At 66.6% G+C, this 15,429-nt stretch carries 15 protein-coding genes; 9 read left to right on the forward strand and 6 right to left on the reverse strand.

All coding sequences use genetic code 11. The features are described from left to right. Positions 1–7 precede the first annotated feature (7 nt). Positions 8–466, forward strand: coding sequence for a hypothetical protein (locus AC21LY_RS21360; RefSeq protein WP_489048579.1), 459 nt, complete (start codon positions 8–10; stop codon positions 464–466). On the opposite strand, the gene AC21LY_RS21365 is transcribed toward AC21LY_RS21360, so the two are convergent. Continuing rightward, the gene (locus tag AC21LY_RS21365; protein WP_489048580.1) at positions 463–642 is read right to left on the reverse strand and encodes a hypothetical protein; all 180 of its coding nucleotides are present in this window, start codon (positions 640–642) and stop codon (positions 463–465) included. The genes AC21LY_RS21360 and AC21LY_RS21365 overlap by 4 nt on opposite strands. 40 nt (positions 643–682) lie before the next feature. Between AC21LY_RS21365 and AC21LY_RS21370 the strand changes: the two genes are divergently transcribed. The 5 genes from AC21LY_RS21370 (at position 683) to AC21LY_RS21390 (ending at position 8,378) form a co-directional block, all read left to right on the forward strand. Continuing rightward, on the forward strand, positions 683–2,695 hold the full coding sequence (locus tag AC21LY_RS21370; RefSeq protein ID WP_489048581.1) for an HNH endonuclease signature motif containing protein: 2,013 nt from the start codon (positions 683–685) through the stop codon (positions 2,693–2,695). 379 nt (positions 2,696–3,074) lie between these two features. Continuing rightward, positions 3,075–3,563, forward strand: a complete 489-nt coding sequence (locus tag AC21LY_RS21375; protein WP_489048582.1) for a hypothetical protein — start codon at positions 3,075–3,077, stop codon at positions 3,561–3,563. Positions 3,564–3,877: 314 nt separating this feature from the next. Continuing rightward, positions 3,878–5,329, forward strand: coding sequence for a DUF1254 domain-containing protein (locus AC21LY_RS21380; protein WP_489048583.1), 1,452 nt, complete (start codon positions 3,878–3,880; stop codon positions 5,327–5,329). A gap of 2 nt (positions 5,330–5,331) precedes the next feature. Continuing rightward, entirely contained in the window at positions 5,332–6,834 is a 1,503-nt protein-coding gene (locus tag AC21LY_RS21385) for a DUF1254 domain-containing protein (protein WP_489048584.1), read from the forward strand. 74 nt (positions 6,835–6,908) lie between these two features. Next, the gene (locus tag AC21LY_RS21390; RefSeq protein WP_489048585.1) at positions 6,909–8,378 is read left to right on the forward strand and encodes a DUF1254 domain-containing protein; all 1,470 of its coding nucleotides are present in this window, start codon (positions 6,909–6,911) and stop codon (positions 8,376–8,378) included. Positions 8,379–8,385: 7 nt separating this feature from the next. Here the strand turns inward: AC21LY_RS21390 and AC21LY_RS21395 are convergent, their stop codons facing one another. Both AC21LY_RS21395 and AC21LY_RS21400 read right to left on the reverse strand, forming a co-directional pair. Next, positions 8,386–8,730: a transcriptional regulator gene (locus tag AC21LY_RS21395; protein WP_489048586.1), complete on the reverse strand. Its 345-nt coding sequence runs from the start codon at positions 8,728–8,730 to the stop codon at positions 8,386–8,388. Next, positions 8,727–9,191, reverse strand: coding sequence for a hypothetical protein (locus tag AC21LY_RS21400; protein WP_489048587.1), 465 nt, complete (start codon positions 9,189–9,191; stop codon positions 8,727–8,729). Before AC21LY_RS21400 ends, AC21LY_RS21395 begins: the two co-directional genes overlap by 4 nt. 178 nt (positions 9,192–9,369) lie before the next feature. Between AC21LY_RS21400 and AC21LY_RS21405 the strand changes: the two genes are divergently transcribed. Beyond that, positions 9,370–9,897 (forward strand): hypothetical protein, encoded by a 528-nt coding sequence (locus AC21LY_RS21405; protein ID WP_489048588.1) that lies wholly within the window; start codon positions 9,370–9,372, stop codon positions 9,895–9,897. Between the two features lie 96 nt (positions 9,898–9,993). On the opposite strand, the gene AC21LY_RS21410 is transcribed toward AC21LY_RS21405, so the two are convergent. The 3 genes from AC21LY_RS21410 to AC21LY_RS21420 are packed head-to-tail and all read right to left on the reverse strand — an operon-like array spanning position 9,994 to position 13,401. Then, positions 9,994–11,301 carry a KasA/KasB family beta-ketoacyl-ACP synthase gene (locus tag AC21LY_RS21410; RefSeq protein WP_489048589.1) on the reverse strand — a complete coding sequence of 436 codons (1,308 nt, stop codon included), beginning with the start codon at positions 11,299–11,301 and terminating at the stop codon, positions 9,994–9,996. 41 nt (positions 11,302–11,342) lie between these two features. Beyond that, positions 11,343–12,473 carry a DUF7802 domain-containing protein gene (locus tag AC21LY_RS21415; RefSeq protein ID WP_489048590.1) on the reverse strand — a complete coding sequence of 377 codons (1,131 nt, stop codon included), beginning with the start codon at positions 12,471–12,473 and terminating at the stop codon, positions 11,343–11,345. 4 nt (positions 12,474–12,477) lie between these two features. Further along, positions 12,478–13,401, reverse strand: coding sequence for a metal-dependent hydrolase (locus AC21LY_RS21420; protein ID WP_489048591.1), 924 nt, complete (start codon positions 13,399–13,401; stop codon positions 12,478–12,480). Positions 13,402–13,466: 65 nt separating this feature from the next. On the opposite strand from AC21LY_RS21420, the gene AC21LY_RS21425 reads away from it, so the two are divergent. After that, entirely contained in the window at positions 13,467–14,054 is a 588-nt protein-coding gene (locus AC21LY_RS21425; protein WP_489048592.1) for a TetR/AcrR family transcriptional regulator, read from the forward strand. Between the two features lie 149 nt (positions 14,055–14,203). After that, positions 14,204–15,427 (forward strand): branched-chain amino acid ABC transporter substrate-binding protein, encoded by a 1,224-nt coding sequence (locus AC21LY_RS21430; protein WP_489048593.1) that lies wholly within the window; start codon positions 14,204–14,206, stop codon positions 15,425–15,427. Positions 15,428–15,429: the final 2 nt, after the last annotated feature.

Raw genomic sequence — 15,429 nt, forward strand, 5'->3', positions numbered from 1 at the left:
GGCGAAGATGAACATCGCGATAGCATTTCCGCATGACAGCGACGGTTATCTCCGTCGTGAATGCCCTTCCTGTGCACAGGAATTCAAGTGGCATGATGGCCCGACGGACACGAGACCGCCTGATGCGTTGGACCCCGCGATGTACTCGTGTCCGCTTTGTGGAGAGGCTGCAGAGCCGAATCAGTGGTACACGCAAGCCCAGCTTCAGTATCGGGACGACATGATCGAGTTCTACAAGACGGACTTGGTAGCTGAGGCGCTTGCACAGGAGTTCCGCAACGATCGGAATTTCAAGTTCGAGCCTGCGCGGAACACGGCAGATGCCCCAGTGGCTTTGGTCGAGCCTGACGACATGATCATCGTGGAGCCGCCGTGCCATCCGTGGGAGCCTGTCAAGGTCATGGAGGAACGCGCGGATTCAGGTCCGCTGCATTGCCTAATCTGCGGCGAGCTGTTCTCAGCTTAGCGACCGAATAGCTGGATCACCGGGGCGAGGTCTTGGACGTCCTCGGTGCCCTGCGCGGGAGTCGCGATGGAAGCCGGAGCCGGGAGGTTGTTGAGAGCGCCGCCGTCCTGACTCGGAATCCAATCGCCGTAGGTGTCGAGGGTGAGCGTGTACTGCGCGTGGCCCAGCCTTGTCAAGACCTATCATTGTTCGAAAACGGTCGGTAGAATCGAAGGTATGAGCAGTTCGGATGACGCCTTCACCCTGGGCCGGCGGGTGGTGACCCCGCTGCCCGCGGTGTTCGACGGTGTCGTGTCCCAGCTGACCGCCGGTGGCGCGCTGTCGCGGTTGCGGGTGCTGGCGGTCGAGCAGAACCGGTTGGAGGCGGAACGGTCCGCGGTGCTGACCCGGTTGTATGAGCTCCGTGATGATGCGCGGCGGGTGCGGGAGGAGTCTTCCCGCCGGTTTGTCGATGAGTGGGATGAGTTGGTGGCGGAGGTCGGTGCTGCGCTCGGGGTCGGTCGGATGGCGGCGGGGTCGGCGGTGCATCGGGGTTTGGATCTTCGGGAGCGCTGCCCGCGGTTGTTCGGGTTGTTCGCGTCCGGGGTGGTGGGGTTGTCGGTGGTGCGGGAGGTCTTGCGGGCTTCTGCTGCGGTGCTCGACGAGGGGGTTGCGCGGGTGTTCGATGAGCGGGTCACGGCCTGGCTCACCAGCCGGGTGGGGCGGTTGTTGACGGTGGGTGCGGTCGCCGATGCGGCGAAGACGATCCTGACTCGGATTGATCCGGCTGCGGCGCGGGAAACACCTGCGGTGGCGCCGCGGGAGCGGTTGGAGTTCCACGCCCGCACTGACGGTCTGGTCGATTTGGAGGCGGTGATGCCGAAGGATCAGGCGTTGCGCCTGTCAGCGGTGCTTGGCCCGGTGGTGCGGTCGGTGTGTCGTGATGATGGTCGGACGGTGGGGCAGCGGCAGGTCGCTGCCCTGGTCGCTCTCGCCGAAGGTTACGAGACTTTGGGGTGCCTGTGTGGGAAGGACTCGTGTGAGCTGCGGGAGGCGAGGCCGCGGGTGGGGGCGGTGTCGCAGGAGGTTCAGGCGTTGGCGGTGATCGTGCTCAACGAGACCGACCTCGCCGACATGCACCCCGCCGAGACCGATTCGATCGTCGCCAGGGAGGCTGCGTCGTCGGTTCCGGATCTGTTCACCGAGAACGCATCTGGATTCGACAGTGCTGGCGATGTCGCCGGCCGCCCAGGCGCGTCAGACACCTACTGCGACGTGGACGACGTCGACGAGGCGGACGTTGGCGACGCTGATGTGGACGGGTCGCTCGCCGACACTGCTTCCGGTTCCACTGCGCGCGACGCAGATGCCTCGGATGTCGATGGCGACGGCACGGCCGCTACCGACGTCCCAGGAGACGATGCTGACGTCGCTGACCCAGGCGACCGGTGTGATGTGAATGATGCTGATGGTGCGGGCGGTGAGCCCCCTGGACGACCGGGGCGTAGTTCCGGGGCGGTGATCCTGACTGGGGAGCCGGGGATCACCGGACCCGTCACCGTCGAGCAGGCAGGCAAGTTGGTCGCCGCCGCGCGGACGCAATGGCGGGTCCTCGGCCGCCGGGACCCCACGACCGGGGAGATCCACGCCCGGGGTGCAGGCGGGTACCGGCCCACCTGGTACCAGCTGTTGGTGATGCGTCTGACCTATCCCACCTGTGTCTTCCCCGGCTGCAGTGTGCCGTCGGATCGGTGCCAGGCCGACCACGTCACCGAATATGACCGCGACGACCCCACGGTGGGTGGGGCGACCACTGTCGCCGGCAGCGCCGGACCGGGAAACCTGGTGCCGTTGTGCGGATTCCACCACCGCATCAAAACCGAGACCGGGTGGCTTTCCGATGTCCTGCCCGATGGGACCGTCGAATGGCGCCACCCCACCGGCGGGATCTACACCGTCCCACCCGGCACCGCCCGCGACCTCCTGCCCGGCCTCAAACAGATCATCTGGGACGCCCCCGACCCCACCCCCACCACACCGAAGAGCCCCGACGGACTCACCACGGCGGCGAAACGGAAAGCGAAAGCCCGCCGCGCCCTGCGTGCCAAGAACCGGCTCCTGCGCCAGCAACGCCGCGAACGGAAAGCCGCCGAAGCCCACGCACGGCAGCGGGCGGAGGAGCGTGCCGAAGCCGAGGCCGCCGGCCATGCCTATGACGAGACCGCCCCGCTCAAGCCCCCACCGTTCTGAGGAGCGGGGGCCATCAGCGGAAGGGCGTCACAGGCAACTCCGAGCCCGATCGAGCCCGGATTGTGCGGTACAAATCGTGTCGACTTGGTGTGGAACAGGATTCGCTTTTCCCGCGCGCGCTCGTTGGCGGTTTGTCGCAGGGAATCGCCTCGGGTAGCCCGGAGATTCTGAATGTTTGGAAGGGTTGGAGTCATGACAGGGAGCACGTCGAATCGGTACCCGGCTGAGTTGTGAGGACACCCGACCATCGGGTGCCGGTGACTGTTTGAGCAAGTCTCCGGATACACCGAGGCGGTGCAAAGCCCCCCGAATTGTGTGGTCTAGAGGGGCTTTGCCCATCCGAGGAAGTTCCACGTCAGTGGTGTGAAATCATCGGCACATGGGGATGATGGACGAGGCCGACCGTGCTCGGCAGACACGTGAGAGTGCTTCGCAGTTGGCCAGGGACAATCTCGATGCTGCGCAACGTGCCGTTCAGCAGGCGTGGCAGTCCATCGACGATGCGGTTCAGGAGTTCTTGGCGGCTACTCAGCAGCTTGGACTGAAGCCGAAGCGTGGCCTGTTTGGTCGCAATCGCGACGAGTGGAAGGTGCCGATCTTTCAGGGGGTTGTGCCTCCTCCTAACGCGCTGGTAGCGAGAGTCATCGCCGACGCGAAGGACGTTCGCTCGCCGCGCAACAGCAATCTGCACATTTCGCTCGGGGGCACCTGGAGGCTGACCCACTACGTTCCCGGTAGGGGAGTGCCCGCCGACGTTGCCTCCTCCGCATCGCCTGGAAAAATCGCTGCGAAGTACATGCAGTACGTCCCACGCGTTCGACCCGCGGTCGTCGATTTCCTGAGTCGACAGACACCTCCAAGCAGCTAGCCCCGCAGTTGCTGCCACGCCTGGTTTCACGTGCCTTCTCCTGACGTGTGTTCGGATCAGAGCGCCTATTGAGTCGTGTGCGAACGCACACGGTTCCTGGGCTGTCCGAGTAGCTGCCGCGTAGCGGCGCGTCAGTCGTCGGACCGCCGCCGGGACCGCCTCCCAGGCGCTTTTGGGCAGGTCGGTCAGCGTACTCCCGGATGTCGGTGGCGCGGGCTAGGGTAGTGCCGACGCGGTTGCTTGACCGGCGGGGATCACCTGGTTCTCGTCGTCCGATTTCACGGTCCAGACACGAGCCGGGAGAATAAATGAAGATGCAGAGGTTTGCTGCCCTCGGGTTGGCCATCGTCATGGCCGCCACGATCGGGGCGTGCGGCACGAAGAACGAGGAACCGCCGAAGTCGTCTGCGGCGCGCTCCGCTGCCTCGGCGAACGCCCTCGATCCTGCCGAGGTGCAGAAGATCGCCGAGGACGCGTACGTCTACGGGTACCCGATGGTGGACATGTATCGCATCATGAACGCCTACTTCATCAACAACTCCAGCCCCCTGTACCTCGGCGGGTGGAACCAGATCCACAGCATCGCGCGGGTGTTCACCCCCAAGGACACTGCGGTGCAGACCCCGAACTCCGACACCCCGTACTCGACCATGGGTGTCGACCTGCGCGCTGAGCCGCTGGTGCTGACCATCCCGAAGATCGAAGAGGGCCGGTACTTCTCGGTGTCGTTCATCGACTCCTACACCTACGACTACGCGCTGCTAGGTACTCGAACCTCAGGCAACGGCGGCGGTAAGTACCTGCTGGCCGGGCCGAATTGGAAGGGCGAGAAGCCGGCGGGCATCGACAAGGTGATCAAGTCCGACACGGACATGGGCATGGTGCTCTATCGCACCCAGCTGTTCGATCCGCAGGATCTGGACAACGTCAAGAAGATCCAGGCCGGCTACGCGGTGGAGCCGCTGTCGAAGTTCGAGAAGAAGGACGCGCCGAAGGCGGCGCCGGCGATCGACTTCGTCACGCCACTGACCCCCGTGACCGAGAAGACGTCGATCGACTTCTTCAAGGTGTTGAACTTCAATTTGAAGTACGCTCCCGTGTTGCCCAGCGAGAAGGACGTCCGCGCTCGGTTCGCGAAGATCGGCGTTACCGGTGACGCGCCGTTCGACCCTGCCTCGCTCAACGAGAAGACCACGGCGGCCTTCCTCGCGGGCATGAAGGCCGGCCAGGCGAAGGTCGACAAGTTCCTGCAGGACGAGCTCGCCACCGGCAAGGTCAGCTCCGGCGACCTGTTCGGCAGCGCAGAGCAGCTCAAGGGCAACTACCTCTACCGGATGGCCGGCACGTTCTTCGGCATTCTGGGCCTGCCGGGCGCGGAGGCGCTGTACTACCCACTGAAGATCGACGACAAGGGTGCCCCGCTCAACGCGGCGAACGGCGCGAAGTACACGATCACGTTCCCGGCCGGCCAGCTCCCGCCGGTCAACGCATTCTGGTCGGTGACGATGTACAAGCTGCCGCAGAGCCTGCTGGTCGAGAACCCGATCAACCGGTACCTGATCAACTCGCCGATGGCCGAGCATCTCAAGAAGAACCCGGACGGCAGCGTCACGATTTACCTTCAGAACAGCTCGCCCGGCGCGGAGCTGGAATCCAACTGGCTGCCCGCCCCGGACGGCCCGTTCGACATGGTCATGCGCCTGTACTGGCCCAAGGCCGAGGTAGCCGATGGCAAGTGGACCGCCCCCAAGGTGACGAAGGCCTGAATATGAAGAGACTCCGCACATTCCCAATGCTCGCGCTGGCCCTGCTCCTCGCGATCACCATGTCCGGCTGTGGCACGAAAGCCGGTGAGGCCGGAAGTTCGACCGCGGCCGGGGCGTCCGCGGCACCGTCGACAAGCGCGGCCGGGCCTGCCGATGCGGCTGCCGTGAATCGACTGGATCCGGCCGAGGTGCAGAAGATCGTCAAGGACGCCTACGTCTACGGCTTCCCGATGGTCGACTTGTATCGGATCATGAACGCGTACTTCGTCAATAAGGACAGCGGTCAGTACCTCGGTCCATGGAACCAGGTGCACAACATCGCCCGGGTGTACACGCCGGCCGATACCGCGGTGCAGACGCCCAACTCGGATACCCCGTACTCCTGGATCGGTGCGGACCTGCGCACCGAACCGCTGGTGCTGACGCTGCCGAAGGTCGAGGAGGGTCGGTACTTCTCCGTCTCGTTCATCGACGGCTACACCTACGACTACGACTTGCTCGGCAGCCGGACGTCGGGCAACGGCGGGGGCAAGTTCCTGCTGGCCGGGCCGAACTGGAAGGGCGAGAAGCCCGCCGGTGTCGAGAAGGTGATCCGCGCGAACACCGAGCTGAGCCTCGTGCTGTTCCGCACCCAGCTGTTCAACCCGGGCGACATCGACAACGTCAAGAAGACGCAGGCCGGCTACTCGGTCGAGCCGTTGTCGAAGTTCGAGGGCAAGGCCGCGCCCGCGGCGGCGCCGGCGATCGATTTCATGGCGGCGCTCACCCCGGAGCAGGAGAAGACCTCGCTCGACTTCTTCAAGCTGCTCAACTTCACCCTGCGGTTCGCGCCGGCGCTGTCGAACGACACCGACGTCCGCGCGCGGATGGCGAAGATCGGCCTCACCGGGGCCGGCACGTGGGACCCGGCGCAGCTGAACGATCAGGCCAAGGCCGCCATCGCCGCCGGTGTCAAGGATGCCTGGAGCGAACTCAACGATTTCGTCAAGAACGAGCTGGCGACGGGCAAGGTGAGTTCGGGTGCGCTGTTCGGCACTCCCGAGCAACTCAAGGGCAATTACCTGTACCGGATGGCCGGCGCGGTGGTCGGTATTCTCGGCCTGCCGGGCGCGGAGGCGCAGTACTTCCCACTCAAGTTGGGTACTGACCCGGGGGCGACCCTCGACGGCGCGAACGGCGCGAAGTACACGGTCACGTTCCCTGCCGGTCAGCTGCCGCCGGTGGACGCGTTCTGGTCGATCACCATGTACAAGCTCCCGGAGCGCTGGCTGGTGGCCAACCCGCTGAACAGGTACCTGATCAACTCGCCGATGCTCGACCAGCTCAAGAAGAACCCCGACGGCAGCGTCACGCTGTACGTCCAGAGCGCCTCGCCCGGACCGGATATGGAGTCCAACTGGCTGCCCGCCCCGGACGGTCCGTTCGACATGATCATGCGCCTGTACTGGCCCAAGCCCGAGGTGGCGCAGGGCCAGTGGGTCGCCCCGAAGGTCGTCAAGTCCTGACCGCTTGCCCTGATCCGGCGGAGCCCAACGATCAATGAAAGAAATGAAATATGAAGCGAGCGTTGAAGTATCCGATGCTCGGCCTGATTGTCGCCATGGTCGCGACGACCGGGGCGTGCGGCGGTAAGACCGACCCGGCGGCATCCTCGAGCAAGGCACCGTCGAGCGCGGCGGCGAGCGCCGCCGCCGGACAGGGCGCCGCGGCGGCCAACAAGGTCGCTCCGGCAGAGGTGCAGAAGATCGCGCAGGAGGCCTTCACCTACGGCTTCCCGGTGGTCGACATGTACCGGATCCTGTACGACTACTACGTCGACAAGAGCAGCAGCCAGTACTTCGGTCCGTGGAACGAGATCCACAACGTGGCCCGGGTGTACACCCCGAAGGACACGGCGGTGCAGACCCCGAACTCGGACACCCCGTACTCGCAGCTGGGCCTGGACCTGCGGGCCCAGCCGGTGGTGCTGACCCTGCCGAAGGTCGAGGCGGGCCGGTACTTCTCGGTGTCGTTCATCGACCAGTACACCTACGACTACGCCCTGCTCGGCAGCCGCACCACCGGGAACGACGGCGGCACGTACCTGATCGCCGGGCCGAACTGGAAGGGCGAGAAGCCCGCCGGCGTCGACAAGGTGATCACCTCGGCGACTGAGTTGAACCAGGTGATCTTCCGCACCCAGCTCTTCAACCCGGCCGACATGGACAACGTGAAGAAGATCCAGGAGGGCTACAAGCTGCAGACCCTCTCGGACTTCGAGAAGAAGCCGGCCCCGGCGCCCGCGCCCGCGATCGACTTCCCCAAGCCGCTCACGCCTGAGGCTGAGAAGACCTCGTTGGACTTCTACAAGCTGCTGAACTTCTCGCTCAAGTACGCCCCGGTCTCGCCGAGCGAGAAGGACGTCCGCGCGCGGTTCGCGTCCATCGGGCTCAGCGGTGAGGGGACCTTCGATCCGGCGCAGCTGGGCGACGCGACCCGGGCCGCGTTCGAGGCCGGCATGAAGGCGGCGGTCGCGGGGCTGGCCGACTTCGTCAAGACCGAAATCATCACCGGCAAGGTCGGCGCCGGGAAGCTCTTCGGCACGGCGGAGGAACTGAACGGCAACTACCTGTACCGGATGGCCGGCGCGGAGATCGGCATCTTCGGCCTGCCGGGCGCGGAAGCCACGTACCTTCCCGTGCAGACCGACTCGACCGGCGCACCGCTCAACGGCGCGAACGGTGCCAAGTACACGATCACGTTCCCGGCCGGACAGCTGCCGCCGGTGAACGCGTTCTGGTCGACCACGATGTACTCGATGCCGCAGAGCCTGCTGGTCGAGAACCCGATCAACCGGTACCTGATCAACTCGCCGATGACCGACCAGCTGAAGAAGAACGAGGACGGCAGCGTCACGTTCTACCTCCAGGCCGCCTCGCCCGGGGCGGACAAGGAGTCCAACTGGCTACCCGCCCCGGAGGGCGCGTTCAAGATTGTGACGCGCCTGTACTGGCCGAAGCCGGAGGTCCTGGACGGTAAGTGGGTCCAGCCCAAGGTGGTCAAGGAGTAGCTCAGCCTCAGGCCGAAGCCGAAGCCGAAGCCGAAGCTGAAGCCGAGCCCGTGACGCGAGGCGAGGCCTGCGCGGCCAGGTCCTGTAGGGCCGCGATGTGGCCGGCGAACGCATCGCGGCCCAGGTCGGTGAGCCGCGCGCGGACCTTGCGGCGGTTGCCCGCGGCCTCGCGCTCGGTGACCAGATATCCAGCCTGCTCCAGGGTTGCGAGCTGCTTCGACAACGCCGAGTCCGATAGTGCGAGGCGTTCCCTGAGGAAGCCGAACTCGGCCCAGTCGGCGGCGGCGAGCGTCGCGACAAGGGTGAGACGCGTGCTCGGGTGGATGAGTTCGTCGAATCGAGCGGCGGTCACGCGTGCACCGCCCTGAGCGCGGCCGAGAGGATCTGCGGCCCACCCAGTGCAACGACGGTCGCGACGTACGCGGACGCGAGCAGTCCCGGGTGGGCGGCACCGTCGGCGTCGAGGAGGAGCGCTCCTCCGACGGTGAGCGCGACGAGGGCGACCAGGACGCCCACGATCACCGCCGGGATGCGGCGGCTCGCCACGGAATCGGACAGCTGTACGCCGCGGTTCCGGTTGCGGCCCCGGAGTAGCCGCGAGGCGGCGTAGGCGTGGATCGCGCCGAAGGCCGCCGTTGCGCTTGCGATCGCCCAGACCGAACGGGTCTCGCCGACGGCGCCCAGGGCGATCCAGCCCGCGGCCATACCCCACCAGTACAGGCTGGGCAGCCCGACCTCGCTCGCGATGCGCCGTCGCGCCTGCTCGGCGATGGCGAGTGATTCCTGTGCTTGCTCTGCATTGACGTGAGCCATGAGTGCCTCCTTGGGTTTCCCGTCTGGAAACTAGGATCTGCTTTCCTACCGGGAAAGTCAATAGGCTCGTTTGTGCCGGCCGAGCACGATCGTGCGGCGTGGGTGGGAGGCTGCGTAGTCGGCAGGAAGGTGTACGTCACTGACAACAGGCGATTAAGTATCCTCTGCTCGTGGGGGCATGGTGCGTACGGCGGACGTGATCTGGCGGTTTCCGACTGACTGGGGAATGTGGTACCTGTACGTGCTGCCGTGGGCCGTCGCGGTAGGGGCGTTCTACTGGCAGCTCCGGTTGAAGCGACGAGGTCAGGGGCTTCGCGGTGTTCGCTCGGTGCTGATCGTGGTCGCCGTCGTACTCGTACCGGTCGGCGTTGTCGGCGTAGTCAACGAATCGACCGCCTTCGAACGAGTGCGCCGGGAGCAGCAAGCCGCGCACCTTCATCAGCGGCTGGGCATGACGGTTGTTGATCCCGGCGAACTGCCGGGAGTGCACGCGGCGCGGAGGCGGGTTCGGATCGAATCGAGCGCCGAGACCGGCGGGACGCAGCAGACGTGTCTTGTCACGACGTACTTCGGCCGCGCCGGTGGCGGTTGGGTCTTCGAAGAGCCGACCGGTGGGGCGAAGGGGAACGGCCTGATGAAGATCGAGCTGAGCTGTCAGACGCCGTTCGCAAACCCGCCCCCGCTCCCGGCGACGTCTCACCCGTAAGGCCGGCCGAAAGAATGGTGCCGTGGACCCGCCGTCGACAATGAAGAACCGGCGGCCGGGAGGAATCCCGGCCGCCGGTTCTTTCGTACCAGCAGATCAGTACTTGCCGAAGGCGAGCGCCACGTCGTGGCCGCCGAAGCCGAACGAGTTGTTCAGGGCGTACTTGAAATCGCCCTTGCGGGCCTCGCCGTGCACCACGTCGAGCTCGATCTCCGGGTCCTGGTTCTCCAGGTTGAGGGTCGGCGGGATGATGCCGTCGCGCAGCGACAGCACGGTCAGCGCGGCCTCGAGGGCGCCGACGGCGCCGATGGAGTGGCCCAGCGCGCCCTTCGGGGCGTAGATCGCCGCGTCGGTGCCGACGACCGCGTTGATGGCCTTGGCCTCGGCGAGGTCGCCGATCGGGGTCGCGGTGGCGTGCGCGTTGATGTAGTCGATGTCCGAGCTCTGCAGGCCGGCGGTCTGCATCGCGCGCTTCATGGCGCGGGCGGCGCCGCCGCCCTCCACGTCGGGGGAGACCATGTGGTAGCCGTCGGAGGTGATGCCGGCGCCGAGCAGCCGCGCGATGGGCTTCGCGCCGCGGGCGAGGGCGTGCTCCTCGGTCTCGATGATCATCAGCGTCTGCGCCTCGCCGAAGACGAAGCCGTCGCGGTCCTTGTCGAACGGACGCGAGGCGTGCAGCGGATCGTCGTTGCGGGTCGAGAGGGCGCGCATCATCGCGAACGGGGCGATGACGGGGCTGTCGATCTTGCCCTCGATGCCGCCGCAGACGGCGATGTCGGCGTCGCCGAGCACGATCTGACGCCAGGCGTGGGCGATGGCCTCGTTGCCGGTCGAGCAGGCGGAGACCGGGGCGATGGCGCCGGCGCGGGCACCGATCTCCAGCGCGGCCACGGCGCAGGCGCCGTTGGGCATGGCCATCTGCACGGTGAACGGGGAGACCTTGCGGACGCCGTGGTCGCGGAGCGCGTCGACGGCCTCGACCATCGACTCGCCGCCGCCGAGCCCGGTGCCGACGACCGCGGCGAGGCGGTTGGGGTCGACGTCGGGGCGGCCCGCGTTGTCCCACAGGCGCTTGGTCATTACGTGTGCCGCCTGCTCCACGAAGGACATGCGGCGCTTGGAGACGTGCTGCTTGCTGATGTCCCCGGCGTACTTGCGGTCGGGACGCTCGGGAACCTCGGAGGTCGGATCCTCGAGGAGCTGACCGCCGAAGCGGACCGGGAGGTCGGCGATGTCCACGCCGATGAAGTCGCCCTTGAGGTCGCGAATGCCGCTCTTGCCGGCCAGAAGGCCCGCCCACGTGGACTCGGTGTCGGTACCGATCGAGGTGGTCATCTCGATCGCGGTGACGACGACGTTGGGGAACTGCCCACCGAGCGTGCTGAAACTCCGGATGTCTGCCATGTCCTCCATGAAACAGGATCGGGCTGCCCATCCGGCTGTCCTCAGGTGAGAACTTCCGAGCCGTCTCTTGTGGGATCGTGACGAACCGTTCGGTTCACCCGGAAGGTCGCCGTCACGGCCGTGATGCCGATCACGAAGCAGAGGAGCGTGAAGGGCAGGTTCCCGACGGGGTCGCCCGACTCGGTCACGCCGCCGTCCGCGCCGAGGAAGGCGGGCAGCGCCGTCGCCCACAGCAGGGCGAAGACCACCAGGTAGAGCACGGCGTACGCCTGGACCAGGGGGTTGCGGTACGGCGGGATCGACGGTGCGCCGGGGGACAGGCACCGTCGGACGGCGTACAGGGCGACCCCGGCCATCAGGGCCAGTTCCAGGGCGTAGACGGTGCCCCGCACCGTATCGCCGGCCAGGCCCAGGACCGTGGCGGGCAGGGGCAGGACGAACGTGCCCACGGACGCCGCGAGCCCGATGACGACGGTGCGCCACACCAGCTGCGGGCTCGTGAACCGGGCGCCCGCGTCCACGTGCCTGCCCACCAGGAACTGCACGCACAGCGCCAGCGACATCGGCCAGAGCGCCGCAAAGACCACGACCGAGCCCATCGGCACCGAGGCGAAGAAGGGCAGGTTGATCGGATTGTCCGGCGCCCACTCCCACCAGCGCAGCTGCGGCCCGAGGTGGTCGAAGATCTCGTAGAACACCCCGTGCACCAGCCCGACGGTGCACGCCCCCAGGAGCGTCCCGCATCGGCGGAAGACGCCGAGCATGCGGACGATCTCGAAGGACATCGTGGCCATCAGCGGGTAGATCGCCACGATGTACAGCGGCAGCCTGCCCCACAGGAATTCGACCGTGAACAGGTTGTGCGCGAACATCGTGTCCACGTATCCCTCGAGCCCGAAGGCGCCGGGGAAGTAGAGCGGCGGTTCGATGACGAACAGGTACGCGGTCGCGCCGAACCACACGGCCAGGTTGGTCGCGTCTCCCTGACGCCAGCGCCGGAAGGCGTGCACCAGCATGAGGGCCGAGCCCACGACGATCGTCAGCTCCAGGACCGGCAGTGTCCAGTTCTCCAACTGCAACGGGCTCCGGACGGAGAACAGCCCGCCGGTGTCGTCGCAGGTGAAGCCCATGCGCCGCGCGAGGGCGTCGAAGGTGGGCGTGCACAGGTCCATCGCGTCAGACCCCGATCGCCGCGTCCGAGGCGTACCACCGGGTGCAGTCGACGCCGTTGTCGTAGCGGCGCAACCATTCCCCGGCGAGCGCCGGCAGGTTCTCGTGCGCCGGGTCGTGCAGCGGCATCTGGCTGCGGATGATGCCCTTGAGTGCGATCGCCTGCTCCGCCTTCGGGAGCACGTCGAAGGCGCGGGGCATGGCGCCCTTCGTCAGGTGCGGCGCGACGGCGACGAGCACCTTCTGCTTGAGCCGGTACCGGCCGAACATCGACAGCGCGTCGACCTTCCGGTCCTTCAGGGGCACATGCTGATTGAAGCCCGCGCAGGCGATCCGGATCACCTTGAGCACGTGCGCGAAGACCGACGGTGCCATCCGCATCCGGTAGACCTCGCTGCCCACGATCGCGTTGTAGATGATGAGGGCCGAGCTGCGGTGCTCAACCTCCTCCACGAAGTGCCACAGGAACATCGAAGCCACCCGGTCGTCACCCGGGCGGAACAGGGCCTCCTCGTTGTCGAGCATGAGCTTGAAGACGGGCGTGAACGTCGCCTCGAGATCCGCGGTGTAGGCCAGCCGGTAGTCGGTGGTGGTGGCCTCGGTGAGGAGGTCGAACTCGCCGATCACCGCGTCCAGGGTGTTCTCCAGTCCCGGGTACTGGGCGATGAGCGCCTGGACGTGTCGACGGTGCGCGGTCGAGTGGTGCCCCTCCTGCTGCATGAAGGCGGTCGCCTCCGCGGCGACCTCCGGGTCGGCGAACTCCTTGCGCAACTGCAGGATCAGCTTGACGATCATCTTCTCGAAGCCGACGGCGAGGAAGCTGACCGCGTTCATCATCGACGAGAAGGCCGGGTTGTCGGGGTTCCACAGGAAGGGCACGGGCGCCTCGTCGAAGTGGAAGTCCATCTTGCGGGGGTGCAGGTCCGTCATGAGGTCAACATACACATAGAACAGGTTCTGTATGTTAATATCCATCGAAGCTGTAACCTGGGGCGATGGCACGCAGGGGATGGGGCGGGGCGCCACCGTCGAGCGACGAGGAGGCGTCGGCGCGGATCGTGGCCGCCGCGGTGGCGCTGATCGGCGAGCGCGGCACCACGTCGATCGCCGAGGTCGCCGATGCACTGGGCGTGATCCGGCAGACCGTCTACCGCTACTTCCCGACGGTCGACGCCCTGCTCCAGGCGGCCGCCCTCCGCTCGGTGGGCGCCTTCCTGGACCGACTCGCCGCGCACGTCCGCGGCGTGGTCGACCCCGCCGAGGCGGTCGTCGAGGGCATCGTCTTCACCCTCGACGACGTGCCGCGCGCGCCGCACCTGCGCCTCATGCTCGCGGGGGAGCACTCGCACACCGAGGCCATCGCCTCGGACCAGGCGATGGAGTTCGGGATGACGATGATCCGGCGGTTCGACGTCGACTGGCCCGCCCACGGCTACGACGACGTACGCCTGCGGGAGCTGGTCGAGTTCCAGCTCAGGATCATGCAGTCCTTCTTCATCTCGCCCGGCGACCCGCCCCGGACCGGTGACGACCTGCGCGAGTACCTGCGGCGCTGGGTCGCGCCCGCCGTGCGGATCGGATGACCGCTTCGCGGGACTCGTCCGGTACCCGTTCGTGTCCGGTGCCCGTTAATTCTGTGGAACACGATGGCTGATATCCGCGAATGCGGCCGCGAGCGGCTCACGGCGGGTCTAGGTTCCTCCTATATCCGTGCCATCGATGGAGGCTGCACATGAATCGTCGTCTAGCTATGAGCGGCGTAGCGGTATGCACCGCAACAGTTCTCGTTCTCTCCGGCTGCGGGGAGAAGTCCACCTCCGGCGGGAGCGGCTCGTCCGGCGGAGCCGGCGCGGGAGGGCTGAGCATCGTCCCGGTGGCCCAGATCGACACGTCGGGCAACGAGGTCAAGCCCGACGAGTCCGCCAAGCCCGTTCTTCCCTCCCAGCTCGGCACGGCGTCCTGCCCGGACACCACGATCGCGACGGCCGGAGCGCTGCAGGGCGACAACGCGGCGCTCGGCATCAACATCCGCAACGGTGCCCAGCTCGCCGTCGACCAGCACAACAAGGCGAACCCGAACTGCAAGATCATCCTCAAGACCTTCGACACCGAGGGCGACCCGCAGAAGGCCACCCAGGTCATCCCGTCGATCATCAACGACCCCGCCATCATCGGCCTGATCGGTCCCGCGTTCTCGGGGGAGACGAAGGCGACGGGGCCCGTCCTCGCTCAGGCCGGCCTGGTGTCCACGACCGCCTCGGCGACCAACCCGGAACTGTCGAAGCAGGGCTGGCGCACCTTCTTCCGCGGCCTCGCGAACGACGCCGTCCAGGGCCCGGCGGTCGCCAAGTACATGGTGGGCAAGCTCGGCTACAAGAAGGTCTGCGTCATCAAGGACGACTCGACGTACGGGGTCGGCCTGGCCAAGACGATCACCGAGGGCCTCGGCTCCGCGCACGACGCCTCGTGCGACGGTGACATCAAGGCCAAGGAGCGCGACTTCGCAGCCGTGGTCAACAAGGTCTCGCAGGCCAAGCCGGATGCCGTCTTCTTCTCCGGCTACTACGCCGAGGCCGCCCCGCTGGTCCAGCAGCTCAAGAACCAGGGCGTGAACGCGGTCTTCGTCTCCGCCGACGGTGTGAACGACCCGAAGTTCGTCCAGCAGGCCGGCTCCGCCTCCAACGGCGCGTTCCTGTCGTGCCCGTGCGGCCCGTCGAAGGATCCGTTCAAGTCCGACTACCGCAAGGCCTTCAACCAGGACCCGGGCGTCTACTCCGTGGAGGCCTACGACCTGGCGACGATCCTGATGAAGGGCATCTCCGAGGGTAAGCGCACCCGCCCGGAGCTGCTCGAATTCGTGAAGACCTACAACGGCACCGGGCTGGCGCGCCAGTACCAGTGGACGCCGCAGGGCGAGCTGACCTCCGCCCTGATCTGGATGTACAAGGTCCAGTAGCG

Source organism: Tsukamurella sp. II2bb, assembly GCF_057815145.1.

What these genes read in the sequence shown, in the direction of transcription:
- AC21LY_RS21405 (WP_489048588.1), top strand. Translation starts at nt 9,370, where the DNA reads ATGGTGCGTACGGCGGACGTGATCTGGCGGTTTCCGACTGACTGGGGA.
- AC21LY_RS21420 (WP_489048591.1), bottom strand. Translation starts at nt 13,401, where the DNA reads ATGACGGACCTGCACCCCCGCAAGATGGACTTCCACTTCGACGAGGCG.
- AC21LY_RS21390 (WP_489048585.1), top strand. Translation starts at nt 6,909, where the DNA reads ATGCTCGGCCTGATTGTCGCCATGGTCGCGACGACCGGGGCGTGCGGC.
- AC21LY_RS21410 (WP_489048589.1), bottom strand. Translation starts at nt 11,301, where the DNA reads ATGGCAGACATCCGGAGTTTCAGCACGCTCGGTGGGCAGTTCCCCAAC.
- AC21LY_RS21415 (WP_489048590.1), bottom strand. Translation starts at nt 12,473, where the DNA reads ATGGACCTGTGCACGCCCACCTTCGACGCCCTCGCGCGGCGCATGGGC.
- AC21LY_RS21380 (WP_489048583.1), top strand. Translation starts at nt 3,878, where the DNA reads ATGCAGAGGTTTGCTGCCCTCGGGTTGGCCATCGTCATGGCCGCCACG.
- AC21LY_RS21370 (WP_489048581.1), top strand. Translation starts at nt 683, where the DNA reads ATGAGCAGTTCGGATGACGCCTTCACCCTGGGCCGGCGGGTGGTGACC.
- AC21LY_RS21360 (WP_489048579.1), top strand. Translation starts at nt 8, where the DNA reads ATGAACATCGCGATAGCATTTCCGCATGACAGCGACGGTTATCTCCGT.
- AC21LY_RS21430 (WP_489048593.1), top strand. Translation starts at nt 14,204, where the DNA reads ATGAATCGTCGTCTAGCTATGAGCGGCGTAGCGGTATGCACCGCAACA.
- AC21LY_RS21400 (WP_489048587.1), bottom strand. Translation starts at nt 9,191, where the DNA reads ATGGCTCACGTCAATGCAGAGCAAGCACAGGAATCACTCGCCATCGCC.
- AC21LY_RS21425 (WP_489048592.1), top strand. Translation starts at nt 13,467, where the DNA reads ATGGCACGCAGGGGATGGGGCGGGGCGCCACCGTCGAGCGACGAGGAG.
- AC21LY_RS21385 (WP_489048584.1), top strand. Translation starts at nt 5,332, where the DNA reads ATGAAGAGACTCCGCACATTCCCAATGCTCGCGCTGGCCCTGCTCCTC.
- AC21LY_RS21375 (WP_489048582.1), top strand. Translation starts at nt 3,075, where the DNA reads ATGGGGATGATGGACGAGGCCGACCGTGCTCGGCAGACACGTGAGAGT.